20 protein-coding genes are annotated in these 22816 nt (G+C 65.2%); 11 read left to right on the top strand and 9 right to left on the bottom strand.

Annotation, left to right across the window (positions count from 1 at the left end):
* Positions 1-3: 3 nt before the first annotated feature.
* Positions 4-2460 (bottom strand): TonB-dependent receptor, encoded by a 2457-nt coding sequence (locus tag Q5H93_RS02060; RefSeq protein WP_305004814.1) that lies wholly within the window; start codon positions 2458-2460, stop codon positions 4-6.
* A 159-nt stretch (positions 2461-2619) separates the two neighbouring features.
* Positions 2620-3984: an Nramp family divalent metal transporter gene (locus Q5H93_RS02055; RefSeq protein WP_305004813.1), complete on the bottom strand. Its 1365-nt coding sequence runs from the start codon at positions 3982-3984 to the stop codon at positions 2620-2622.
* Positions 3985-4151: 167 nt separating this feature from the next.
* Between Q5H93_RS02055 and Q5H93_RS02050 the strand changes: the two genes are divergently transcribed.
* A complete protein-coding gene (locus Q5H93_RS02050; protein WP_305004812.1) occupies positions 4152-5165 on the top strand; it encodes a cation diffusion facilitator family transporter in 1014 nt (337 codons plus the stop codon).
* Positions 5166-5350: 185 nt separating this feature from the next.
* On the opposite strand, the gene Q5H93_RS02045 is transcribed toward Q5H93_RS02050, so the two are convergent.
* Both Q5H93_RS02045 and Q5H93_RS02040 read right to left on the bottom strand, forming a co-directional pair.
* Entirely contained in the window at positions 5351-6409 is a 1059-nt protein-coding gene (locus tag Q5H93_RS02045) for an acyltransferase family protein (protein ID WP_305004811.1), read from the bottom strand.
* Positions 6410-6516: 107 nt separating this feature from the next.
* Complete coding sequence (locus tag Q5H93_RS02040; protein WP_305004810.1) at positions 6517-6879, bottom strand: VOC family protein; 363 nt, start codon at positions 6877-6879, stop codon at positions 6517-6519.
* Between the two features lie 129 nt (positions 6880-7008).
* Here Q5H93_RS02040 and Q5H93_RS02035 point away from each other — a divergent pair, with 129 nt between their 5' ends.
* The 4 genes from Q5H93_RS02035 to Q5H93_RS02020 all read left to right on the top strand — a co-directional run bounded on the left by Q5H93_RS02035 (position 7009) and on the right by Q5H93_RS02020 (position 12036).
* Complete coding sequence (locus tag Q5H93_RS02035; RefSeq protein ID WP_305004809.1) at positions 7009-8346, top strand: TCR/Tet family MFS transporter; 1338 nt, start codon at positions 7009-7011, stop codon at positions 8344-8346.
* Between the two features lie 174 nt (positions 8347-8520).
* Positions 8521-8886, top strand: a complete 366-nt coding sequence (locus Q5H93_RS02030; RefSeq protein ID WP_305004808.1) for a BlaI/MecI/CopY family transcriptional regulator — start codon at positions 8521-8523, stop codon at positions 8884-8886.
* 3 nt (positions 8887-8889) lie between these two features.
* A complete protein-coding gene (locus Q5H93_RS02025) occupies positions 8890-10365 on the top strand; it encodes a M56 family metallopeptidase (RefSeq protein WP_305004807.1) in 1476 nt (491 codons plus the stop codon).
* Positions 10366-10491: 126 nt separating this feature from the next.
* Positions 10492-12036 (top strand): TlpA family protein disulfide reductase, encoded by a 1545-nt coding sequence (locus Q5H93_RS02020; protein ID WP_305004806.1) that lies wholly within the window; start codon positions 10492-10494, stop codon positions 12034-12036.
* Between the two features lie 194 nt (positions 12037-12230).
* Here Q5H93_RS02020 and Q5H93_RS02015 read toward each other — a convergent pair whose 3' ends face one another.
* Both Q5H93_RS02015 and Q5H93_RS02010 read right to left on the bottom strand, forming a co-directional pair.
* Positions 12231-13178 (bottom strand): NAD(P)-dependent alcohol dehydrogenase, encoded by a 948-nt coding sequence (locus Q5H93_RS02015; RefSeq protein WP_305004805.1) that lies wholly within the window; start codon positions 13176-13178, stop codon positions 12231-12233.
* 33 nt (positions 13179-13211) lie between these two features.
* Positions 13212-13436, bottom strand: coding sequence for a hypothetical protein (locus tag Q5H93_RS02010; RefSeq protein ID WP_305004804.1), 225 nt, complete (start codon positions 13434-13436; stop codon positions 13212-13214).
* A gap of 634 nt (positions 13437-14070) precedes the next feature.
* Between Q5H93_RS02010 and Q5H93_RS02005 the strand changes: the two genes are divergently transcribed.
* Entirely contained in the window at positions 14071-15135 is a 1065-nt protein-coding gene (locus Q5H93_RS02005) for an NADH:flavin oxidoreductase/NADH oxidase (protein ID WP_305004803.1), read from the top strand.
* A gap of 191 nt (positions 15136-15326) precedes the next feature.
* Here the strand turns inward: Q5H93_RS02005 and Q5H93_RS02000 are convergent, their stop codons facing one another.
* A complete protein-coding gene (locus tag Q5H93_RS02000) occupies positions 15327-15836 on the bottom strand; it encodes a DinB family protein (RefSeq protein ID WP_305004802.1) in 510 nt (169 codons plus the stop codon).
* Between the two features lie 268 nt (positions 15837-16104).
* Here Q5H93_RS02000 and lysA point away from each other — a divergent pair, with 268 nt between their 5' ends.
* Both lysA and Q5H93_RS01990 read left to right on the top strand, forming a co-directional pair.
* Positions 16105-17304, top strand: coding sequence for a diaminopimelate decarboxylase (gene lysA / locus Q5H93_RS01995; RefSeq protein ID WP_305004801.1), 1200 nt, complete (start codon positions 16105-16107; stop codon positions 17302-17304).
* Positions 17305-17325: 21 nt separating this feature from the next.
* Complete coding sequence (locus tag Q5H93_RS01990) at positions 17326-17688, top strand: DUF4180 domain-containing protein (protein ID WP_305004800.1); 363 nt, start codon at positions 17326-17328, stop codon at positions 17686-17688.
* A 138-nt stretch (positions 17689-17826) separates the two neighbouring features.
* On the opposite strand, the gene Q5H93_RS01985 is transcribed toward Q5H93_RS01990, so the two are convergent.
* Positions 17827-18237 carry a SpoIIAA family protein gene (locus Q5H93_RS01985; RefSeq protein WP_305004799.1) on the bottom strand — a complete coding sequence of 137 codons (411 nt, stop codon included), beginning with the start codon at positions 18235-18237 and terminating at the stop codon, positions 17827-17829.
* Positions 18238-18435: 198 nt separating this feature from the next.
* Here Q5H93_RS01985 and Q5H93_RS01980 point away from each other — a divergent pair, with 198 nt between their 5' ends.
* From Q5H93_RS01980 to Q5H93_RS01970, 3 genes are all read left to right on the top strand, one after another.
* Positions 18436-20490, top strand: coding sequence for an ExeM/NucH family extracellular endonuclease (locus Q5H93_RS01980; RefSeq protein ID WP_305004798.1), 2055 nt, complete (start codon positions 18436-18438; stop codon positions 20488-20490).
* A 270-nt stretch (positions 20491-20760) separates the two neighbouring features.
* On the top strand, positions 20761-21366 hold the full coding sequence (locus tag Q5H93_RS01975; RefSeq protein ID WP_305004797.1) for a pentapeptide repeat-containing protein: 606 nt from the start codon (positions 20761-20763) through the stop codon (positions 21364-21366).
* A gap of 135 nt (positions 21367-21501) precedes the next feature.
* Positions 21502-21840, top strand: a complete 339-nt coding sequence (locus tag Q5H93_RS01970) for a nuclear transport factor 2 family protein (protein WP_305004796.1) — start codon at positions 21502-21504, stop codon at positions 21838-21840.
* 65 nt (positions 21841-21905) lie between these two features.
* Here Q5H93_RS01970 and Q5H93_RS01965 read toward each other — a convergent pair whose 3' ends face one another.
* Positions 21906-22622: a 3-ketoacyl-ACP reductase gene (locus Q5H93_RS01965; protein WP_305004795.1), complete on the bottom strand. Its 717-nt coding sequence runs from the start codon at positions 22620-22622 to the stop codon at positions 21906-21908.
* Positions 22623-22816 lie beyond the last annotated feature (194 nt).

Genomic DNA, 22816 nt, shown 5'->3' with positions numbered 1-22816 from the left:
GTTTTAAAAAGGCACCACCAGCTTCACGCTCACGTTCCGGCCAGGATTGTAAATACCCGAACGGCCAGTGGCCGAGCCTGCGTGATACTCAAAGTATTTCAGCCGATTGAGATGTGCCTGGTATGCCGTATCAAATAGATTATCAACCTGCACGAAAAGCTGCGCCACCGGCCGTCCGGTGCGGCTGGTCCAGGTGGTGCCCGCGCCCAGGCCCACCAGCGCGTAGCCAGCGGTGGCCGTTTCGGTGTTGTCGAGGGCGTAGAAACGGTCCTGCCGGGCGCTGACATCCAGCGTGGTGCGCAGGTAGGTGGCGCGCAGGCGGCCGTCGGTGGCGGGCAGGGTGGCGCGCAGCTCGTGCCGGGTGCGCAGCGGCGGAATGAGCGGCAGGTAGCGGGCGGCGTCGCCCTCTTCGCGCTGGCGGGCGGCGTCGGCGTTCTGACCGTTCACAAAGGCCAGGTTATTGTTGAACGCCAGCCAGGGCAGGGCGGCGGGCCGCCAGTTCAGGCTGGCTTCCAAGCCGTAGAGCCGGGCCGCCGATTGCTGAAACTGGTAGGTCACGTTGCCGGGCACGATGACGACGGGCTGCCCATCGGGCCCCAGCAGGCGGCCCTGGTAGATGAAATTCTGCACGTAGTTGTGAAACACTTCCACCGAGGCGTCGAGCGTGGCCGAGTGCCACAGCACGCCCATATCCTGCTGCCAGCTGAATTCGGGGGTAAACTCGCGGTTGCCCAGGTACACGATGTGCGCGCCGGGGTCGAGGCCGTTGGAGCCAATTTCGGGGATGTTGGGCGCCCGGTAGCCCCGCGCCAGGTTGGCCCGAAAGGTAAGTTTGTCCGAAGCTGCGTAGCTGCCGCCCAGGCTGGCCGACACGCCGTTATACTGCTTGCGAAAACTGGGAAACTGCAGCTTAGCCCCCACTGTGCCGGCACTAGCCTGTCCCTCAAAGCCGGTTTCAGTATTAGGCGCCACGTAAAAACCTGACCACGTCACCAGCCGGGTATCGTAGCGCAGGCCGCCGCTCAGCTCCAGCTTGCCCAGCGGCTTCTTCAGCAACATGAAGCCGCCGGCATCGAGCAAATCGTAGTTGGGAATGGGAAAGTCGGTGGCGTTCTGGTGGCGGTTTTGCTGGCCCATGCCGTTGCTGCCCAGGCTGATTCCCAGGCCCTGCCAGGTGGGCAGGTGGTAGCGCACGTCGTACGTAAACGTGTTGAGGCGCAGCGCCAACCCGGCCTGCGCCGGGACCGTGGGGTGGTTGTATTCCTCGCGGTTGTTCTGCTGGGCGCCCAGCAGCAAATGCAGCTCGCCGCCCCCCAGCAGCAGCCGGGTTTTGGTGAACACGCGGTAGTGCCGGATGCGCTGATGCAGCGGCGCAATAGCGTAGTCATTCAGCTCATTATCCTGCACCAGCGGCCGGTTTTTGATGTCGTCATTCACACCCTCCCCCACCTGCCGGGTGAAGCGGCGGCTGAGCGAGTCGCGGCTGCCGTCGGGAATTTCCTGCTGGTTGTCGTACAGCGTCAGGTACCAGTGCGACTCGCCCCAGCTTTTGCGTACGCCGGCCATACCGGTCAGCGTCAGCTCTCTAAAGCCGGTATTGTACACCAGGCCGTCCACGCGGTTGCGATAGTCGTGGGCTAGGCGGTGGCTGGCGCGGAAGCTGGTTTGGAAGCCGTTTTTCTGGTAATTCAAACCCAGTGAGTTGCCGATGAGGCCGTTGTTGGTCTGGTACTCGTTCAGCACCTCGCCACCCACGCGGCCTTCGGGGCCGCTGGGCAGGGCGGGCAGCAGATTTACCACGCCGGCCACGGCGTCGGAACCGTAGAGCAGGCTGGCGGGGCCTTTCACTACTTCCACGCGCTCAATATCATAGCCATCCACTTCCACGCCGTGCTCGTCGCCCCACTGCTGGCCCTCCTGGCGCAGGCCGTTGTAGAGCGTCAGCACCCGGTTGTAGCCCAAGCCGCGAATGAATGGTTTCGACACGTTTGGCCCGGTCGTCACGGCGCTCAGGCCGGGGATGCCGCGCACGGCCGCGTCAATCACGTTCGTGTTGGCATTCAGGCTGATTTCGCGGCGGCTGAGCGTAGCAATGGGCACGGGGCTGCGGCGGATTTCGGTGGCGCGGCTCACGCCGGTGACGACCACTTCATTCAGGGCGGCGGGAGTGGCGGTGAGCGTCAGCGGCAGTTCCAGCGTCTGGCTTTCAGTCACATTAACTTCCTTGCTAAGCGTGGAATACCCTACGGCGCTGATTTGCAGCACTACCGTTCCAGGCGGCACTTCGCGGAGCACGAAATGGCCGCTGGCGTCGGCCGTGGTGCCGAGAGTGGTGCCGCGCACCGCCACGCTGGCGAAGGGCACCGGCTGCCGGGCGTCGCGCACCGTGCCGGTGAGCGTGGCCGTTTGGGCCATGAGCAAGCTCGGCAATAATAAGAGTAGGAGAAGAAATTTTATCATACGCGCTTGAGCCAAAAAATGCACAGTCTTATGCCGATGGGTGGTGTGGTAGTATGAATTCCCCGCAGGGGTTCATACTACCACTTTGTCGTTTGCGCGGCTATAACATCGTCAGAGTGGTAGTACGAACCGCTGCGCGGAATTCGTACTACCACGTCGTCAACCCGCCAGCGTCTGCCACAACAGGTACACGTTCAGTACAATGATGATGGCCGACACCGCCCAGGCCAGCACGCGCACCAGCGGTGAGTTCACAAACACGCCCATCTTGGCCTTGCTGCTGGTGAATAGCACCAGCGGCACCACCGCAAAACTGAGCTGAAACGACAGTATCACCTGACTGAAAATAAGCAGGTCATTCACCGATTTATCCCCGTAAATCAGAATAATAGCCAGCGCCGGCACCACCGCAATGCCGCGCGTGATGAGCCGCCGCAGCCAGGGTTTCAGCTTCAAATGCAGGAAGCCTTCCATCACAATCTGCCCGGCCAGGGTGCCGGTGAGGGTCGAATTCTGGCCCGAGGCCAGCAGCGCGATGGCGAACACCGTGCTGGCCGCCCCGGCCCCGAGCACCGGGGCCAGCAGCTTGTAAGCGTCCTCGATTTCCTCGACTTCGTGCAGGCCGTTGCGGTGGAAAGCGGCGGCGGCCAGGATGAGAATGGCCGCGTTCACGAAAAAAGCCAGGAACAGCGCCACCGTCGAGTCGATGGTGGCGAACTTGATAGCCATGCGCTTACCGGGCTCAGTCTGCTCAATCTGCCGGGTTTGGACGATGCTCGAGTGCAGGTAGAGGTTGTGCGGCATCACGGTGGCGCCCAGGATGCCGATGGCCACGTAGAGCATCTGCGGGTTGGTAACGACCTGGGGCTGCGGCACCATGCCGCCCAGGATGGCGAAATAATCGGGGTGCGAGACGATGATTTCGTAGAGGAAGCAGCCGAAAATCAGTACGATGAGCCCGGCCACGATGCTTTCCAGCACCCGGAAGCCGCGATTCTGAAAGAGCAACACCACTAGGATATCCAACACCGTAAGCACCACGCCCCAGGCCAGCGGCAGGCCAAACAGTAGGTTCAGGGCAATTGCCGAGCCGATGACTTCGGCCAAATCGCAGGCGGCGATGGCAATTTCGCACAAAAACCACAGCACCATTGCCACGGGCTTGGAGTAGTGGTCGCGGCAGGCCTGGGCCAGGTCGCGGCCCGTTACGATGCCCAGCTTGGCGGCCAGATGCTGCAGGAGCATAGCAAACAGGTTGGAAATCAGAATCACCGACAGCAGCGTGTAGCCGAAGCTGGCGCCGCCCTTGATGTCGGTGGCCCAGTTGCCGGGGTCCATGTAGCCCACGGCCACCATCAGGCCGGGCCCCCAGAAAGCCATCAGCTTGCGCCAGAACGAGGCGCTGGCACCCGGCACGCGGATGCTGGCGTAGACTTCGCTGAGGGAATTGCTATGGCGGGGCTGCCGCCAGCCGGGCTCGGCAGTGGGCTCGTCGGGGGCAACGGTCGGTTTGGCAGTAAGCACGTTGGAGGAGTAGGGACGCCGCAAAGGTAGACGGAGAAAACTAATTTTTAGGCTGCCCTAAAAATATTTTTAAACCGGCTTAAATACTCTTCCCGTAGAAAAAGGTTGCCGCCCAGTTCGGCGCCGCCGCCGTAGTACCGACCTTTGCGTCCCTTTTGCCCGTTGCCATGCCCACCACCACCCTCAAGCGCCGCCTCGGCGTGCTGTCGCTCGTCGTCAGCGCCGGGCTGGTGGCCATCAAGTTCTACGCCTACCGCCTCACCCACTCGCAGGCGGTGCTGACGGATGCGCTGGAGAGCATCATCAACGTCTTTACCAGTGGCTTTGCCCTCTACAGCATCTACCTGGCCGGCCTGCCTAAGGATGAAAATCACCCCTACGGCCACGGCAAAATCGAGTACCTGTCCATCGGTTTCGAGGGCGCGCTGATTTTCATTGCGGGCCTGTTCATTTTCTACAGCGCCACGGTCAGCCTTATCCACCCGCACGCCGTGAGCAAGCCCGATTGGGGGGTGGCGCTGCTCTCGCTCACGGCGGTGGTCAACTTCATTGTGGGCCTGGTGCTCATTCGCGCCGGCAAGAAGCTGAATTCCATTTCACTGGTCGGCGACGGCCAGCACCTCTACATCGACGCGCTCAGCTCGCTGGCGTCCAGCGCGGCGCTGGTGCTGGTGGCTTTCACGGGCATCGTGGAGTTTGACGGCGGGGCGGCGCTGCTGCTGGGCATTTTCATTCTGGTGAATGGCTACCGGATGCTGCGCCGCGCCGTGTCGGGCCTGATGGACGAGACGGACGCCGCCACCGTCACCGAAGTTATTGCCGAGCTGCAGGCCCAGCGCCGCCCGGCCTGGATTGACGTGCATAACCTGCGCGTGCAGCGCTACGGCGCCAACCTGCACATTGACTGCCACATGCAGATGCCCTATTACTTCACGCTGGAGCAGATTCACACCGAGCTGCACGACATCGAGGAACTCATCCGGGCGCGCTTCGCGGTAGAGGTGGAGATGTTCGTACACGCCGACCCCTGCACCTTCGCGGCCTGCTCCTTGTGTCTGATGCCCAATTGTCCGGTGCGCCAGCATCCCTTCCAGCACGAGGTGGAGTGGGACCTGCACAACGCCGTGCGCAACCAGCGCCACCACCTCAAGCCGGAAAACCCAGGCTTGTCAATTAGTTAACTCACGTTGCGGGCTAGCCGCAAAGCGGCGGCACGTTGGTAGTTTTAAACCGGTTTTAGCAACCAGAGCCGCAAAGCGGCGGCACCCACGCTGAAAAAGTGCCGCCGCTTTGCGGCTCTGGTTACGTCAGCTAATGGCGCTAGCTACCAACGTGCCGCCGCTTTGCGGCTAGCCCGCAACGTGAGTTAGTTAGGCAAATCCGGGTAGCGGAACCACCTCTTGGCCCGGTTAATCGGTGCTTCGATAAAGCGCCAGGAAGCCGCGCTAAGCAGTAGCAGCACCGGCAACAGAATGAGCAGCACCGGCAACGGACTCATCCACGCCGCCCGGCCAGCAGGCTCAGGAATAAAATGATACACCACCCGCTGCCACAGCACCAGCAGCGGCAAGTGGTAGAGATACATGCCGTAGCTGTGGTCGCCCAGCCACTGCGCTACCGGGTAGCCGAGGCCCAGCCGCCGGCTGGCCGCCGGTGCCCGCAGCAGCCAGCCGATGGTTAGAAAATCAGTCCCGGCCAGCCAGATTGCCTGCGGGGTGGCCCAGGCGGGCCCAGTGTACAACAGTCGTAACGCCACCCAACCCAGCCAGGCTAGGCCCACGTAGCGTCCCCGGGCCAGCGGCGCCAGCCACGACGGATTGAGCCGCAGCACGGCCCCCAGCGCAAATAAATCGAGCGAAGCCGGCAGCAGCAGATGCACCATGTCGGCCCTGACACCGGCGGACCAGAGCAGCCGGAACAGCCAGCTGGCCGCCACCAAGCCCAAGAACATCTTCAGCCGGCGGTCCAGCAGGCCCAGCACCACGGGCCAGAGCAGGTAAAACTGCATTTCGACGGCGATGGTCCAGAAGTGGCCGACGCCGTCGCCCCAGCCGCGTAGCCGGTACATCAGCATGTTAGCCCCGGGCAGCAGAAACCAGCCGGGGTGCTCCTGCACCATAGCCAGCGGCAGCAGCGCGCAGCCCAGCAGCGCCAGGTAGTACGCCGGCACAATGCGCAGCCCCCAGCGCAGATAAAAGCTGCGAACCCGCGGCCACCACCCGCCCGGTGCACCCACGTAAGCCCCGTACTGCCAGATGATTCCTGACACCAGGTAGCCGCTGAGCACGAAAAACAAACTGGGGCCCAGCTCGCCCAGCGGGAAGGCCGGCTGCAACCAGTGCTGCACCAGCACGATGCTCACTGCTACTGCCCGCAAGCCGTTCAGGGCCGGCTGGTAAGCGAGGGGAGTAGCGGGGTTGGCCATGTAGGACAATGTAACGCGAAACTCTGGTTCCGCGACGAGCGCAGTGAGTTCCAAGCGTTAGCAAACGTAAGAACTCGCTGCGCTCGTCGCGGAACCAGAGTTTCGCGTTACTGCGGCAGTTTAAAGTGCGGATTCTCGATAATCCCCAGCACGTTGCCGAATGGGTCGAGCACGGTGCCGACGCGGATGCCACCGCCTACGTCTTCCACAGCGTCGTTGGCCTCGGCGCCCAGCACTATCAGGCGGTCGTAAGCTTCGTCGGCATCGTCTACGCCCCAGTACACGCAGGCGCCACCGGGGCCGGTGGCCACGGCTTTGGGGTCGAGGCCCAGTTCGTAGCCGCCCACGTTGAAGCCCACGTAGAACGGCTCTTCGAAATAGGGCGGCTGCCCTAAGACCTTGGTGTACCAGGCGGTTGCTTCGGCCAAAGCCGGAGCGGTGTAGATGACGGTGCGAAGTCCTTGAAACATATTACAAAAAAGAACAATAAGCCCCGGCGGGCCCGGCACAAATATAGGGCGAGCCCCGCGCAATAGCTATAGAAAAAGCTTCGCCAAGCCAGTTTTTTTAGCAAACTTTGCTAATCTATTTACGCTGCTATGTCTGACAAACGCTCGGCCGCCCTCGGCTTCATTTTCATTACCATCCTCATCGATGTAATTGGGCTGGGCATCATCATTCCGGTGCTGCCCAAGCTCATCGAGCAGCTGACGGGCGAAGGCATCAGCCGGGCCTCGCAATACGCGGGCTGGCTGTCGTTTACCTACGCCATTATGCAGTTTTGCTTTGCGCCGCTCATTGGCGGGCTTAGCGATAAGTGGGGGCGGCGGCCGGTGCTGCTGGCCTCGCTGCTGGGGCTGGGGCTCGACTACATCTTCCTGGTGTTTGCGCCCACCATTGCCTGGCTGTTTGTGGGGCGGGTCATTGCGGGCATTGCCGGGGCCAGCTTCACCACCGCCACGGCCTACATTGCTGACATCAGCACGCCCGAAAATCGGGCGCAGAACTTCGGCATGGTGGGCGCGGCCTTTGGCGTGGGCTTCATCATCGGGCCGGTGATTGGCGGGCAGTTTGCGCACCTCAACCCGCACGTACCGGGCTGGTTGGGCTGGCTGGTCAGCCAGGATTTGTGGACTTCGATGGCCGGGCTGGGCCCGCGGCTGCCCTTTGCGGTGGCGGCCACGATGAGCCTGCTGAACTTCCTCTACGGCGCGTTTATCCTGCCCGAGAGCCTGACGCCGGAGCGGCGCCGGGCCTTCGAGTGGAAGCGGGCCAACCCGGTGGGCACGCTGCTGCAGCTGGGGCGCTACCCGAGCATTCTGGGGCTGGTGGTGTCGCTGATACTGCTGTACCTGGCGGGCTCGGCCACGCAGTCGGTGTGGACGTTCTACACGATACTGAAATTCAACTGGACGGAAGATTTGATTGGCTGGTCGCTGGCTGTCATCGGCTTGTGCACGGCCATCGTGCAGGGCGGGCTGGTGCGCATTGCCATTCCGAAGCTGGGGGTGCAGCGCTCCATTATTATTGGCTTGCTGTGCTACGCGGTGGGCTTCGTGCTGTTTGCGGCGGCCACCAAGGGCTGGATGATGTTCGCCTTTACCATCCCCTACTGCCTGGGCGGGCTGGCGGGGCCGGCGCTGCAAAGCACCGTGTCGGGCCAGGTGCCGGCCAACGAGCAGGGCGAGCTGCAGGGGGCGCTGACCAGCCTCATCAGCGCCACCGGCGTTATCGGGCCGCTGATGATGACCAGCTTGTTTGCCTTCTTCACCGGGCCCAAGGCGCCGGTGCAACTGCCGGGGGCGCCTTACTTATTGGGCGCGGCCCTCACGCTGACCAGCGTGGCGCTGGCGGTGCGGGCCCTGCGCAAGCACCCGCCGCAGGAGCTGGCGGCCCGGCCGGCGCTGGCCGAGGGCGAGGTGCCGCTGGGGCATTAAGAACTATGCGGGCCAACGCCCGGCGCTTGCGACAACATTTTTTTCAGGACGAAAAGGCCGTTTCCCGCGTGGGAACGGCCTTTTTGCTTTTCCCGCAAAATTTTTTCCCCGCCCGACGGCACCATCATTACGAAACCTTCGTAGATTTACGAAACAATCGTATAGCTCACCTCAATGGAACGCCTGACGCAACCCGAAGAAGACGCGATGCACGCGCTATGGACCATGAATGGCGGCTTCGTGAAGGACGTGCTCGACCAGCTGGCCGAGCCGCGGCCGCCTTATACCACGCTGGCCTCCACCATCCGCAACCTGGAGCGCAAGGGCTACCTGCGCGCCGAGAAGCTGGGCAATTCGTACCGCTTCGTGCCACTGGTGGCGGCCGAGGACTACCAGCGCCGCTCGCTGGGCACGCTGGTCAATCAGCACTTCCAGAACTCTTACAAGGAGCTGGTGTCGTTCTTCGCCAAAGACCAGAAGATAAGCGCGAAGGACTTGCAGGACATCATCGACATGATTGAAAATCAAAAGCCTGACTAAGCCATGAGCGCGCTCCTCCTCTATCTGCTGAAGGTGAATGCCGGGCTGCTGCTGCTGGCGGCGGTGTACTACGGGCTGCTGCGGCGGCTGACGTTCTTCGGGCTCAACCGGGCGTATCTGCTGCTGGCCTTGGGCTTTGCGGCGCTGGGGCCGGTGCTGCCGGTGCCGGCCTGGTGGACCGATGCCACGCCGCTACCGGCGGCGGTGGTGGCCTGGGTGCCAGTAGACGCCGCGGCGGGGCCACCGGTGGCGGCGGGCGCCGCGCCCGCAGCGGCCATCGACTGGCCGGCGCTGGGGCTGGCGCTGTACGGCCTGGGCGGAGCGGTGCTGCTGACGCGCCTGCTGGCCCAGCTGCTGGCCGTGGCGCGGCTGCGGCGGCAGTCGCGGCCGGCGGTGGCCGAGGGCGTGGCCTTCCGGCGGCTGGAAGGCGAGGCAGGGCCGTTTTCCTTCGGGGCGGACATCTACGTGAACCCGGCGCGGCACCCGGCCGGCGAGCTGGCGGCGGTGCTGCGCCACGAGCAGGTGCATGTGCGCCAGTGGCATACCCTGGACGTGCTGGCCGTGGAGCTGGTGCGCGCCCTGGCCTGGTGCAACCCGGCGGCCTGGTTGCTGCGCCGCGCCGTGCTCGACAACCTCGAATACCTGGCCGACCACCACGCCCTGCAAACGGGGCTGGACCGCCGCGCCTACCAGTACAGCTTGCTGCGCCTGAGCTCGGGCGCGGCCAACCCCACCCTTGTTTCACCTTTTACCCTTTTAACCCTCAAAAACCGCATCGCCATGATGAACACCCCCTCCTCCCCCACCGCGCACTCGGTGCGCTACTTGTTGGCCGTGCCACTGGTGGCGGCCATGGCCCTGGGCTTTGGCGCCGTGCAGGCGCAGAAGCCGGCGCCCATCGTGACGGCCACCGGCCGCCCGCCGCTGTACTACATCGACGGCAAGCTGAGCGGCGCCGACTGGAGCGACAAAATCAAGCCCGAGGAAATCGAAAGCATGAACGTGCTGAAGGGCGAGGCGGCCCAGAAGCTGTTTGGCGCGGCGGCGGCCGATGGGGTGGTCATCGTGACGACCAAGAACAACAAAAACGCGCCCGACGTGCTGGCCTTCAACGCCAAAATTGAGAAGGTGGTGCCCACCGTGCCCGGCACCGAGAGCCCGGCTGAGATAAGTGCGCTGGTGCCGAAGGCTCTGGCCACCATCACCAAAAAATTCCCCAACTCGCGCATTATCGGCGTCACGAAGCTCTCCTACCCCAGCACGGGCAAGACGGTATATAAGGTGCAGCTGGCCGAGGGACGCCGCCCGAGCTACATCTACTTCGATGAGCAGGGCACTGAGGTGAAGCCCTTGAAGGGCTGGTCGAGCACGCAGCCGACCACGGCGCCGATGTACAACGAATTCGGGCAGTCGATGCGGACTTTCCTCTACCAAGTGGACTGGGTGGCCGGGGCCACGCAAGCCAAGGAGGGCTGCTAGCCCTGTAGCTGCCGGGGGCCGGCGGCGGTGGTCGCTGCCGGCCCCCGATGCGGCTCCGTAATCAAAACCTGTTGCTGGTTGGCACGGCCGCGCGGTGCCGCGCTGGCCCGCCGCGCTACTTCCTTTATGACATTTCGGACCCTATTGCTCGGAGCGGCGCTGGCCGCGGCTCCCGGCTGGCTGCGTGCCCAATCGGCGGCCATTACCTTGAGCGGCCAGCTGGCCAACTGCCCCGATTCGAGCACGGTGAACGTGATGGAGCCGGTGCCGGACGGCTACCTCAACTACTATTACTCGGACGGGCCCAACGAGGCGCTGGTGCGGGGCGGGCGCTTCAGCTACGCCCTGCGCACGCAGCCGACGGGGCTGGTGGCGGTGCAAAGCAAGTGCCTGCCCCAGCTGATGGTCTTCGTGGAGCCGGGCGCGCAGCTGAGCCTGACGGGGCGCGGCGACAGCGTGACCTTCGAGGGGACTAATGCGGCGGCCAACAACCTGCTGGCCCGCAAGCAGCTGCTCAACGGCGGCCCGCCCGACGGCGCGGCCGTGCGGCAGCTGCTGGCTTCGGCCCCGAAGGCGGCCACGGTGCAGCGGGCGCTGGCGGCGCACTTGCAGAAACCCCTGGCGGCGCTGGCGGCCCTGTACGAGCGCAGGCAGATTTCGCGAGCCTGCTACGACTACCTGCGCGCCGAGACGGAGCAGCGGCTGGTATTCTGGGCGGCGGCGCCGCTGCTCTCGTACTTCGTGAACCCCGTGAAGCGGGCCGAGCTGCAGTGGCAGCTGCCCGAGGCGGAGGCGCGCAAAGTGGCGGCCTGGCTGTTCAAAACCTACGACCCGACGGCGGCGCGCTACCGCTTCAGCACCCTCGACAACGCCGCCACCCAGGCGCGGCTGCGGCGGCTGCAGGTGCTGCCCGGCAAGGCCCCAGCCCAGTTGCTGTGGACGGGCTACCAGAAGCAGTTTGCCGGCGTGAACGACGACATCGGGGCCTACGACTACGCCCCGGCCAACGTGCAGATGCTGGGCGTGGGCAACTTCCTGGTGTATGCGCTCAGCTTTAAGGCGATGAGCGGCGACGACTTTGCCCGCGCCTTTGCCGACTACGTGCGCCTGTTCCCGACCAGCCCCTACGTGCCGGTGCTGACGCGGGCTATGCTGGCCGAACGCGGCACCGGCGCGGCCCCCGCCGCCCCGGCCCCCGATGCCAACCTGACCTTCGGCCACCTGGCCGCCGGGGCCAAGGCGCTGCGCTTTGGCCCGGCGCCGCAGCTGGCAGCGGTGAAGACGCTGGAGGAGCTGGTGAAGCAGCAGTTTGCCGGCCGGCCGGTGTTTGTGGACCTGTGGGCATCGTGGTGCGGGCCGTGCATCGCCGAGTTCCGGCACGAGCCGGCGCTTTATGACTTCCTCCAAAAGGAGGGCGTGGAGATTGTGTACGTGGCCCTCGACAAGCCCGGCTACCGCGACAAGTGGGCCGCCTTCGTGGCCAAGAACCGCCTGCGCGGCTACCACTACCTGGCCTCGCCGGCGGTGCAGGATGCCCTGGCGCCCACCGTGCCCTACATCCCGCGCTACCTGCTGTTCGACAAGACCGGGGCGCTGGTGGAAGCCTCCGCCGAGCACCCCAGCAGCGGCCTGAAGCTGCAGCAGCAGGTGCGGGCGCGGCTGGGGAAGTAAGGCGCCAGCGCAGCCACCGGGCTGCCCGCCCCCGGGCCCGCCGATGGCCGCCGCACCAGGGCTTCCAACGGGGGCCAAAAGTGAATGGTGGGAAACATTCGACCCGGCGCGACGGCCATCGGCGGGCCCCATAAAGAAAGCCGCTCCTTACCGGGAGCGGCTTTTTGGTTGACGGCGTGGATAATGGCTCCTGACTAGGTCACCGTGAGCACAATCTTGCCCACGGCGTGGCCTTGCTCGCTGTAGCGGTGGGCGGCGGCCGTCTCGGCCAGCGGGAAGGTGCGGTCGATAACGGGGTGGAGCTTTCCGGCGGCCAGCCACTGGCCGACGAGGTGCAGGTCGGCGCCGTCGTCCTTGGCCATGAGCATTTTGAGCTTCTTGTCGGAGAAGGCGCTGGTGAGGCCGCCGAGCAGCACGTCCTTGGGGTCGGGCACGGTGGTGACGTAGCGGCCGCCGGGGCGCAGGGCATCCTTGGCGGCGAGGTAGGTGCTGCCGGCCACGGCGTCGAAGATGACGTCGTACTGATTGGGCACCTGGGTGAAGTCGCGCTCCTTGTAGTTGATGGCGTCGTCGACGCCGAGGCGGTCGAGCAGCGGCAGGTTGGCGGGGCTGGCGGTGCCGGCCACGTAGCCGGCGCCCAGCAGCCGGGCCAGCTGCACGGCCAGCGTGCCCACGCCGCCGGCCGCGCCCACCACCAGCACGCGGTCGCCCTCGGTGAGGGCACCCTTGTCGCGCAGGGCCTGCAGGGCGGTGAGGGCGGCCAGCGGCACGGCGGCGGCTTGCTCAAAACTCAGGTTGGCGGGGATGAGGGCGGCGGCTTTGGCCGCGAGCAGGGCGTACTCGGCGTTGGCGCCGCCCAGGCTGCCGTCGGCCATGCCGAAGACCTGGTCGCCGACCTTAAACTGGCTGACGCCGGGGCCCACCTGCGCGACGGTGCCGGCGAGGTCGCGGCCGGGAATCCTGGGGAAGCAGCAGCCGGAAATCAGCTTCATGTCGCCCTGCCGGAGCTTCCAGTCGATGGGATTGACGCTGCTGGCGTGTACTTTGACGAGCAGTTGCCCGGCACTGGGCACGGGCGTAGGCTGCGGGCCGAAGTGCAGCACGTCGGCCGAGCCGTATTCGGTGAAATAGATGGCTTGCATGGAGGAAGGGGGCGCCTGGGGGCCCGCCCCGCCTTATACCGCTGCGCCGCCCCGAAAGGCGCCCGTCGGGCCGAGCGGCAACGGCGCCGCGGTGGCGGCGGGCCCGTCGGCTGCGGGCTGGGGCCGGGTTCCGGCGCGGCCGGCGGCCTGCAGGCGCTGGTTGGCCTGCGCAATAAACCGCTGGCGCGATTCGCGCTCGAAGGCGGCCGTGGCTTGAGACTCGAGGGTGAGGCGGAGGTAGGGCGGTTCGGGCTTCATAGCGGACGGGGGAAAGGGAGGGCTAACGTATACGGAAGAGGTGGGGGGTAGCGTTGCCGCTAACGTTGCTCTAGCAACCGGTACAGGGTCAAGGCAAGCAAGCACAGCGGCCTGTTTTTCGGTCTTGCAGCCAATTTCTTCTGAAAACCCAGGCGCAGCCGGCGTTTTTAGCTCTTTGATTGCCATTTCCAGCGAGCTTTTGGCCGTTTCGAGTGACCTTGTGACCATTTCAAGTGACCTTGTCGCCGTTTCGAGTGACCTTGTGGCCGTCTCAAGTGACCTTGTGACGGCTTCCAAGGGCGTGGTCGTCGTTTCCAAGGGCATTGTGACGGTTTCCAAGGGCGTGGTCGCCGTTTCCAAGGGCATTGTCGCGGTTTCCAAGGGCGTGGTCGCCGTTTCCAAGGGCCTTGTGACGGCTTCCAAGGGCGTGGTCGTCGCTTCCAAGGGCATTGTCGCGGCCACAATGCCCTTGTTTTTATCGCAAACAACCAGTGAAAAGCATTTCCTGCCCCTTAACTTCAGAGCATATCCTCTAGAGCCCAAGCCTATTAGGCTTGTCAGCAAACTAAGGATGCTTTTACTAGTTACACACGCCATTGCTGCAGCCTGGCTGCTCTTTCCCGTCCCCATCCTCATGTCCGCCCTCTTCTCGCCCCTCACCCTCCGCTCGCTCACCCTCAAGAACCGCCTCGTGGTGTCGCCGATGTGCCAGTACAGCGCCACCGGCGGCTTCGCCAACGACTGGCACCTCGTGCACCTGGGCAGCCGGGCCGTGGGCGGGGCGGGGCTCATCATCCAGGAAGCCACGGCCGTGTCGGCCGAGGGCCGCATCTCGCCCGAAGACCTCGGCATCTGGCGCGACGAGCACGTGGAGTTCCTCAAGCGCATCACCGATTTCATCAAAGCCCAGGGCTGCGTGCCGGGCATCCAGCTGGCGCACGCCGGGCGCAAGGCCAGCACCTACGCCCTGTGGCGCGGCCACGGCACGGTGCCCGTGGGCGAAGGCGGCTGGGCCGTGGTGGGCCCCACCGACCAGCGCTTTGCCCCCAACTACCCCCAGCCCACCGGCCTCGACGCGGCGGGCATTGCTAAAGTAAAGGCCGATTTCGTGGCCGCCACCCACCGCGCCCTGGCCGCCGGCTACGAGGTCATCGAAATCCACGCCGCCCACGGCTACCTGTTTCACCAGTTTCTCTCCCCGCTCAGCAACACCCGCACCGACGCCTACGGCGGCTCGTGGGAGAACCGCGCCCGCCTGCTGCTGGAGGTAACGGCCGACCTCCGCGCCGTGCTGCCCGAGACGCTGCCGCTGCTGGTCCGCCTCTCGGCCACCGACTGGACGGAAGGCGGCTGGACCGCCGCCGACTCGGTGCGCCTGGCCGGCCGGCTCAAGGACCTGGGCGTCGACCTCATCGACACTTCCACGGGCGGCAACGTGCCGAAGGCGTCCATCCCCGTGGGCCCCGGCTACCAGGTCGGGTTTGCGGAGCAAATCAAGCGTGAGGCCGGCATTGCCACCGGCGCCGTGGGCCTGATAACCACCGCCGCGCAGGCCGAGGAGATTGTGGCCGCCGGCCGGGCCGACCTGGTGCTGCTGGCCCGCGAGGAGCTGCGCTCGCCCTACTTCCCGCTCGACGCGGCCCGGGAGCTGGGCGTGGACGTGGCCTGGCCGCCGCAGTACGAGCGGGCGAAGAACTAACCACCCGCGACGCCTCCCACATCAGCCAGCCGCAACGCGGCGACACGTTGGTAGTTATTGCCCCACAACGTGAGCAGAGCCGCAACGCGGCGGCACAAGCCGGTTGTGCCGCCGCGTTGCGGCTCTGGCTTGCTGGCCTGAATGTTATGCTACCAACATGCCGCCGCGTTGCGGCTGGCTGATGGCGTGGTCTACAACGCCCGCGCTACCTTGGCCGTCACCAGCAGCTGGCCCAGGTGGCGCATGGTGTGCTCGGCGGCGTGGAAGAGCAGCCCCAGGTGCGTGCTGGGCACCTGGGCCCGCCCCACGCCGCGCACTTCGGCCAGGGTGGCGGGGTCGGTGGCGCGCAGCTGGACCAGGGCGGCCTCTACCTCGGCCGCGAAGCCGGCCAGCAGCCCGGCCACGGCGTGGGGGCCGGTGGGCGGGGTTTCTTCGCGCTGGAAGGTGGCGAACTGGGCTTCCGACAGCGTTTCCTGCCGGGCGTAGGTGAGCAGGCGGTTGAGCACCCCGGTCATATGCTGCAGGTGGAAGCCCACCGAGGCCACCCCGGCGGGCCGGGCGGCCAGCAGCGCGGGCGGGAAGCCGGCCAGGGCGGTAGTAAGCTCTTCGCGGGCCTGCAGCAGGGCGTGGGCCACGGGCTGCAGCGGGGTGGGGATGCCCGCAATGGGGCCGCGCAGCCAGACTTCGAGTTGGGAGGACATGAGGGAGAAGGTTAGAACGTCAAACTCCCCTCCTTGGAAAGGAGGGGATGTGAGGCGCGAAGAGCGCCGAACGGGGGTGGTTGAGCCGTCCGCGCCGTTCGCGCCGATGGGTAACAATCCCGACGGCAAATTACTTCCTACAGCCGACCCTGACGGCGCGACCGGGCCAACCACCCCCGTTTCAGCTGCGCTGAAACATCCCCTCCTTTCCAAGGAGGGGAGTTTGTCGTTCTTTCACACCCTGCCCTGCGCCCTATCTTTGCCTCCTATGGCTGTTATCCCCGCTTCCCTGCTCGCTGCCGCCGAAGAGTTCGGCACCCCCCTCTACGTGTACGACGCCGCCACCATCGTCGGCCAGTACCACAAGCTAACCACTGCATTTGCCGGGCATAAGACCCGGTTTTTTTATGCCTGCAAGGCGCTGAGCAACGTGAGCGTGCTGCGCCTGCTGCAAGCCCAGGGCGCCGGGCTCGACTGCGTGAGCCTGAACGAGGTGAAGCTGGGCCTGCACGCCGGCTTCGCGGCCGACAGCATCATCTTCACCCCCAACAGCGTGACCTTCGAGGAGCTGGTGGCGGCCAAAGACCTGGGCGTGACGCTCAACATCGACAACATCTCGCTGCTGGAGCGCTTTGGGGCCACCTTCGGGGGCAGCTACCCGGTGTGCGTGCGCCTGAACCCGCACATCGAGGCCGGCGGCAACTACAAAATCTCGACCGGGCACATCGACTCGAAGTTCGGCATCAGCATCCACCAGATGCGACACCTGGAGCGCGTCATCAAGAGCACGGGCCTGCACGTGCGCGGCCTGCACATGCACACCGGCTCCGAGATTAAGGACGTGGGCGTGTTCCTGCGGGTGCTCGACGTGCTCTTCGACGCCGCCCGCCGCTTCCCCGATTTGGAGTTTCTCGACCTGGGCTCGGGCTTCAAGGTGCCCTACAAGCCCGGCGACCCCGAGACGGACGTGACCACCCTGGGCCAGCAGGTGGCCGCCGCCTTCCGGGAGTTTGAGGCCGAGTACGGCCGGCCGCTGGAGTGCTGGTTCGAGCCCGGCAAGTACATCGTGAGCGAGAGCGGCTGGCTGCTGGTGCGCGTGGCCGTGATTAAGCAGACTACCGCCACGGTCTTCGCCGGCGTCGATTCGGGCTTCAACCACCTCATCCGGCCCATGTTCTACGACTCGTATCACCACATCTCGAACCTCACCAACCCCCACGGCCCCGAGCGCATCTATACCGTGGTGGGCAACATCTGCGAGACCGATACCTTCGCCTGGGACCGGCTGCTGCCCGAGGTGCGCGAGGGCGACCTGCTGGCCTTCCACAACGCCGGCGCCTACGGCTTCGAGATGAGCAGCTCGTTCAACTCGCGCCCCCGCCCGGCCGAGGTGCTGCTGGAAGACGGCGCGATGCGCCTCATCCGGCGCCGGCAGACGTTTGAGGACTTGCTGGCGGGGCAGGAGTAATACTCAACACGACCCACCCCCATGAACTTCATCCTCTCCGACGTCAACCACCACACCCTGGCCGCCCTGCCCGCCGCCGGCGTGGCCATCCGCACCCCGCAGGACGCGCTGGATTTGCTGGTCAATGCCGGCTACCAGGGCGCCCGCGGCGTGGTGCTGCAAGCCGCCCAGCTGGCGCCCGAGTTCTTCGACCTGCGCACGGGCCTGGCGGGCGAGGTACTCCAAAAGTTCTCGAACTACGATATGCGCCTGGCCATCGTGGGCGACTTCGCGGGCTATGAAAGCAAGGCCCTGCAGGACTTCATGCGCGAAAGCAACCGGCAGGGGCGCGTGCGCTTCGTGGGCAGCGAGGCCGAAGCCTGGGCGGCGCTCACGCGGGGGTAGCATGAGCGGCGGGCGGGAGTGGTAGTACGAATTCCGCGTAGCAGTTCGTACTACCACTTCGTCGTTGTTAAAATAACCCAGGCGACAGAGTGGTAGTACGAACCCCTGCGGGGAATTCGTACTACCACTTCGTTATTTCTACGCCAGCAGCCACGCCACCGCCTCCCCTTCGTCCGAAAAGTTGCGGTACTCGTGCCCCAGGTGGTGGGTAGCCATCGCCACGTTGCTCATGGCGAGGCGGGCAAAGACATCGTCGGCCACGAGCACGGCCCCGGAGCGGTAGCCATTGTCCTGCACGGCGCGGGGCAGCCACTCGCCTATCATCCAGCGCTCCTCGGCGGGGCTGAAGCCGGCCATCTGGCGCTGGTTGATGAGCACGCGGCCCCCGCCGTGGCGGCTCATGGCCTGGCGCAGGTGGGTGAGCAGGGCCCGAAAGTCGGTTTCCTGGCGGCGGCCGGCGTGGTAGTCGAGGCGCAGGTAGCCGGCGGGCTCGGTCCAGATGCGGCCGGCGGCATTCTCAAAGTAAACGGTGCGGTGGGTGGCAGGCATGCAGCGCGAAGGCAGTCGGAAACGGGGCGCCCGGCGAGCAGCCGGCGCTAAGCAACGCCAAAGGCCGTGCTTAGGTTTAGTTTTTCGGCGGGGCACCTTCGGGGCCGTGCAACGGTTAGGGGGCCACGGCCGACTACTACCGCCCCGGCGGTAGCTTTGTCGCCCTGCTTTCCAACCCTAGCCCTGTCGCTGCCCTTGATGCGTTTTCTCTCCTCCCTGTTGTTGCCGGCGCTGGCCTTGCTGGCGGCCCCCGCCCTGGCCCAGACCATCACGCCCATCGGCACCATCCAGGGCAGCGGGGCCACGGCCACCAGCGGCACCTACACCGTCGAGGCCGTCGTCACGGGCGTGTATCCGTTTCTGAGCCCGGCCGGCTTCTACGTGCAGAACGACGCCGCCACCGCCGACGGCAACCCCGCCACCTCCGACGCCCTGTTTGTGGTGCAGCCCAACGCCACGGTCAGCATCGGCGACCGGCTGCGCATCACGGGCGCGGTATCGGAGCGCACGGGCACGCCCTCCTTCGGGCAGGCCGTGCTGAGCTCGCCGGCTATTACGACGCTCGGCAGCGGCGCGGCCCTGCCGGCCTTCGCGGTGCTGGACAACGCCACGTTTTCCAACCTCGCCATCGAGCAGTATGAAGGCATGCGCGTGGAGTTTGCGGCCCCGCTCACGGTGGCCGATGCGGGGGGCATCAAAAGCCAGGGCAGCCTGGTACTGAGTGCCCGCGGCATGCTCTACCAGCCCACCCAGGTTATCGACCCCAACGACAGCCCCGCCACCGGCACCAGCAGCACCGGCAGCACCAACGTGGCCGCCGTCACGGCCTACGCCGCCGACAACGCCACCAAGGTCATCACCCTCGACGACGGCCGCGCCGGCACCAACCAGGTGCCCATCCCCTACCTCGACCCCGTGAGCAACACCGCCCGCGTGGGCGGCACCGTGGCGGCCCTGCGCGGCATCCTGAGCTACAAGACCAATAAGTACTTCATCCAGCCCCTGCCCGGCGCCGACGCCCCGCAGGTGCGCTCGCCGCGCCCCGCCGTACCCAGCTTCGGCCCCCACGATGTGACGCTGGCCAGCTTCAACGTGCTCAACTACTTCAACGGCAACGGCCAGGGCGGCGGCTTCCCCACCTCGCGCGGGGCCGCCACGCTGGCCGACTTCCGCCGCCAGCGCCAGAAAGTCATCGCCGCCATCACCCAGCTCAACCCCGACGCGGCCGGGCTGATGGAAATCGAAAACGACGGCACTGGCCCCAGCTCGGCCATCCAGGATTTGCTGGCCGGCCTCAACGCCGCCACCGCCCCCGGCACCTACGCCCTCATCGACGACGGCGCGACCCGCCAGGCCAACACCTCGGACCTCATTCGCTGCGCCATCATCTATAAGCCGGCCGCCCTCACGCCGGTGGGCGGGGTGCTGCTCAGCACCTCGTCGGTGTTCGAGCGCTCGCCGGTGGCGCAGGTGTTCAGCACGCCCGCCGGCCAGCAGTTTGCCTTCGTCGTGAATCACTTCAAGTCGAAAGCCAGCGGCTCCGGCGCCAACGGTGACCAGGGCGACGGCCAGGGCCCCAGCAACCTGCGCCGCACTCAGCAGGCCCAGGCCCTGGTGCAGTTTTTCGACAACACCGTGCGCCCCGCCGGCACCGCCAACATCATCAGCGTGGGCGACTACAACGCCAACTACGAGGAAGACCCCATGGACGTGCTGCGCGCCGCCGGCCTGCTCACGCCCGCGCCCGCCAGCAGCATCTCGTATGTGTATAACAGCCTCAGCGGCTCGCTCGACCACGCCGTGGTGACGCCCAACCTGGCCAATGCCGTCGAAATCCACAAGTGGAACATCAACGCCGTGGAGCCCGAATACCTGGAGTACGACCTGGCCGGCGCCGCCACCGACACCCTCAGCCCCTTCCGCTCCTCCGACCACGACCCGGTGGCCATCGGCCTGAAATTCTCGAACATCATCACCGCCACCGCGCCCGCCGCCAAGCCGGCCGGCTGGTCAGTCTACCCCAACCCCGCCACCACCGAGTTCACCATCGACGTGGCCCCCACGCTGGCCGAGGGCCATCTCACGGTGGACGTGATGTCGGCCCAGGGCCAGAAGCTGCTACACCTGCACGGCCTGCTGCCCGAAGTGCAGCAGGAGCTCAGCCGCCGCTCGGCGGCGCTGGGCGCCGGGCTGTACGTGGTGCGATTAAGAGGGGAAGATTTCCAGCAGACAAAAAGGGTGACGAAACTGTAAGAAGTCGCCCCGCCTATTACTACATTGGCCAGCCGCAAAGCGACGACACGTTGGTAGCTATTAATTGGCTAGTAGAATAGAGCCGCAAAGCGGCGGCACTACCACTCGGTAGTCAGTGCCGCCGCTTTGCGGCTCTGGTTTATTGCGTTCCCGGTCAGACTACCAACGTGTCGCCGCTTTGCGGCTAGTTTATTCATTGGATTCCGAACAAAAGCCCGGCTTTGCTGGCTGTAAGATGACGTTCTTTTGTGTTCTTACTTGCTGTTTATAATGAAGCCCCGCCGCAAGCCCACCGCCGCCCGTAAACCCGACCGTTTCCCCGACGAAAACATCGTGACCGGCTGGACCATCAACCAGCTTCTGGCCCACGGCGACGAGTTCGAGCAGTTCCACTTCATCAACTGCGAATTCAGCGGCGCGGCCCTGAACCATCTGCGCTTCACCGACTGCCTCTTTGAGCGCTGCAACCTGGCCTCGGCCACCGTGAGCGGCACAGGTATGCAGAACGTGGCCTTTGCCGACTGCAAGCTGCTCGGCGTGCAGTTTTCGTCCTGCCGCGACATGCTCTTCGGCGTGCATTTCGACCACTGCCAGCTCGGCTACACCTCCTTCGCGGGCAAGAAGATGCCCGGCACCCGCTTCGCCCACTGCACCCTGCCCGAAGCCGATTTCACCAACGCCGACCTCAGCGAGTCTGTCTTTCAAAGCTGTCAGTTGCCCCACGCCACCTTTCACTACACCATCCTGAAAGGCGCCGACTTCACCACCGCCACCGATTTCGGCCTCGACCCCGAGAGCAACGAGTTGAGCGGCGCCCGTTTCGCCCTCCACGGCCTGCCCAGCCTGCTGAGCAAGTATGGCATCGTGGTGGAGTAAGCGCCGGGCCCGGCCAGTGGCGGCCCGAAAGGCGGCCGGCTAATTATTTTACCCGAAATAAACTAAAAAAATTAGCCAATCAAAATAGCTTATTCGTATCTTGCGCACGCATTCCACGCCTCTACGTTGCCAGCTATGACCGAACCCGCCGCCCTCGTCCGCCAGTACCTCACGCTGCTCGAAACCTGCAATCCCGACCCGGCCGCCTACGCCGAACTGCTGCACCCCGAAGCCCCCAGCCACGAGCACCCCGCCCTGCTGGCGCGCAGCACCCGCCTCACCACCCAAAGCTTCGACCTGCAGCACCTGCACACCTGCTCGAACGACACCGTAGTAGTAGAAGCCCAGTGGCAGGGCGAGGCCAGCTTTCCCGTGCCCGGCTTCGGCCCCAACCGCCAGCTTTCGGCCCAGGTCTGCCTGGTGTTCGAGCTGTTCGATGGCAAGATTTACCGACAGCAACGGTATGAGGGATAGTTTCTGGTTGCTCGTTTCTGGTTATTAAAGACAACCAGAAACGAGCAGCCAGAAACCAGAAACCCTTACGGGTTGGTGCTCCACATGCCAGCATCCTTAATAAAGATGCGGCGGTTGAGCTTGAGCTGGGCCACGATGAACTCGGCGAGGTCTTCGGGCTGCATCACTTTGTCGGGGTTGCCGTCGGTGAGCTTGTTGCCGATGGCCAGGTCCGTGGCTACCGTACTGGGCGTGAGGGCCGACACGCGGATGTTGTGCTTGCGCACCTCCTGCATCAAGGACTCGGTGAGGCCCATGAGGCCGAACTTGGAGGCGCTGTAGGCGCTGCTGCCGGCGGCGGCCCGCAGCCCGGCCGAGGATGAAATGTTGATAATGTCGCCGGTCTGGCGCTCAATCATGGCGGGCAGGGCGGCGCGGGTCACGTAGTACACGCCCAGCAGGTTCACCCGGATAATCTGCTCCCAGTCGCTGGGCTCCATCTCCAGAAACTTGGCGAAGCTGCCGATGCCGGCGTTATTAATGAGGATGTCGATGGGGCCGAGCTGCCCGGTGATGCTGGCCACGGCCGCGTTCACGGCGTTGATATCGGCCACGTCGGCGGCGGCCACGGCGGTTTTTACGCCCAGGGCCTGTAGCTCGGCGGCCAGCTCCTGCAGCTGGGTTTCGGTGCGGGCCAGCAGGCCTACGTGCACGCCTTCGTGGGCCAGGGCTACGGCCACGGCGCGGCCGATGCCTTTGCCGGCGCCCGTGACGAGGGCGACTTTTCCTTGCAGTGATTCCATTGGGAAGCGGTTTTTAAGTGAATTGAGGCGCTATAACAGCGCTTGAACGCGGCTTGTCTGTCATTGGGCTAAAAATTTCCACCGTTCGCCGGGTGGGCCTTTCATTCAGCCACGAAAAGCCGCCGTTCGCGGGGCCGAATGGTTGCGCTTAGCCAGAAGCCCAGCAATGGGGGTACGGGGCAGTATAATTTTGA

This window comes from Hymenobacter aranciens (assembly GCF_030580865.1).
GTDB lineage: Bacteria > Bacteroidota > Bacteroidia > Cytophagales > Hymenobacteraceae > Hymenobacter > Hymenobacter aranciens.
Note: the sequence above shows the minus strand (reverse complement) of the source record. Positions and strands in the feature narration are given on the sequence as shown.

Bases quoted from the DNA above. Each gene is read 5' to 3' on its own strand.
- Q5H93_RS02060 (WP_305004814.1), bottom strand. From the start codon at position 2,460: ATGATAAAATTTCTTCTCCTACTCTTATTATTGCCGAGCTTGCTCATG.
- Q5H93_RS02050 (WP_305004812.1), top strand. From the start codon at position 4,152: ATGCCCACCACCACCCTCAAGCGCCGCCTCGGCGTGCTGTCGCTCGTC.
- Q5H93_RS02045 (WP_305004811.1), bottom strand. From the start codon at position 6,409: ATGGCCAACCCCGCTACTCCCCTCGCTTACCAGCCGGCCCTGAACGGC.
- Q5H93_RS02040 (WP_305004810.1), bottom strand. From the start codon at position 6,879: ATGTTTCAAGGACTTCGCACCGTCATCTACACCGCTCCGGCTTTGGCC.
- Q5H93_RS02035 (WP_305004809.1), top strand. From the start codon at position 7,009: ATGTCTGACAAACGCTCGGCCGCCCTCGGCTTCATTTTCATTACCATC.
- Q5H93_RS02030 (WP_305004808.1), top strand. From the start codon at position 8,521: ATGGAACGCCTGACGCAACCCGAAGAAGACGCGATGCACGCGCTATGG.
- Q5H93_RS02025 (WP_305004807.1), top strand. From the start codon at position 8,890: ATGAGCGCGCTCCTCCTCTATCTGCTGAAGGTGAATGCCGGGCTGCTG.
- Q5H93_RS02020 (WP_305004806.1), top strand. From the start codon at position 10,492: ATGACATTTCGGACCCTATTGCTCGGAGCGGCGCTGGCCGCGGCTCCC.
- Q5H93_RS02015 (WP_305004805.1), bottom strand. From the start codon at position 13,178: ATGCAAGCCATCTATTTCACCGAATACGGCTCGGCCGACGTGCTGCAC.
- Q5H93_RS02010 (WP_305004804.1), bottom strand. From the start codon at position 13,436: ATGAAGCCCGAACCGCCCTACCTCCGCCTCACCCTCGAGTCTCAAGCC.
- Q5H93_RS02005 (WP_305004803.1), top strand. From the start codon at position 14,071: ATGTCCGCCCTCTTCTCGCCCCTCACCCTCCGCTCGCTCACCCTCAAG.
- Q5H93_RS02000 (WP_305004802.1), bottom strand. From the start codon at position 15,836: ATGTCCTCCCAACTCGAAGTCTGGCTGCGCGGCCCCATTGCGGGCATC.
- lysA (WP_305004801.1), top strand. From the start codon at position 16,105: ATGGCTGTTATCCCCGCTTCCCTGCTCGCTGCCGCCGAAGAGTTCGGC.
- Q5H93_RS01990 (WP_305004800.1), top strand. From the start codon at position 17,326: ATGAACTTCATCCTCTCCGACGTCAACCACCACACCCTGGCCGCCCTG.
- Q5H93_RS01985 (WP_305004799.1), bottom strand. From the start codon at position 18,237: ATGCCTGCCACCCACCGCACCGTTTACTTTGAGAATGCCGCCGGCCGC.
- Q5H93_RS01980 (WP_305004798.1), top strand. From the start codon at position 18,436: ATGCGTTTTCTCTCCTCCCTGTTGTTGCCGGCGCTGGCCTTGCTGGCG.
- Q5H93_RS01975 (WP_305004797.1), top strand. From the start codon at position 20,761: ATGAAGCCCCGCCGCAAGCCCACCGCCGCCCGTAAACCCGACCGTTTC.
- Q5H93_RS01970 (WP_305004796.1), top strand. From the start codon at position 21,502: ATGACCGAACCCGCCGCCCTCGTCCGCCAGTACCTCACGCTGCTCGAA.
- Q5H93_RS01965 (WP_305004795.1), bottom strand. From the start codon at position 22,622: ATGGAATCACTGCAAGGAAAAGTCGCCCTCGTCACGGGCGCCGGCAAA.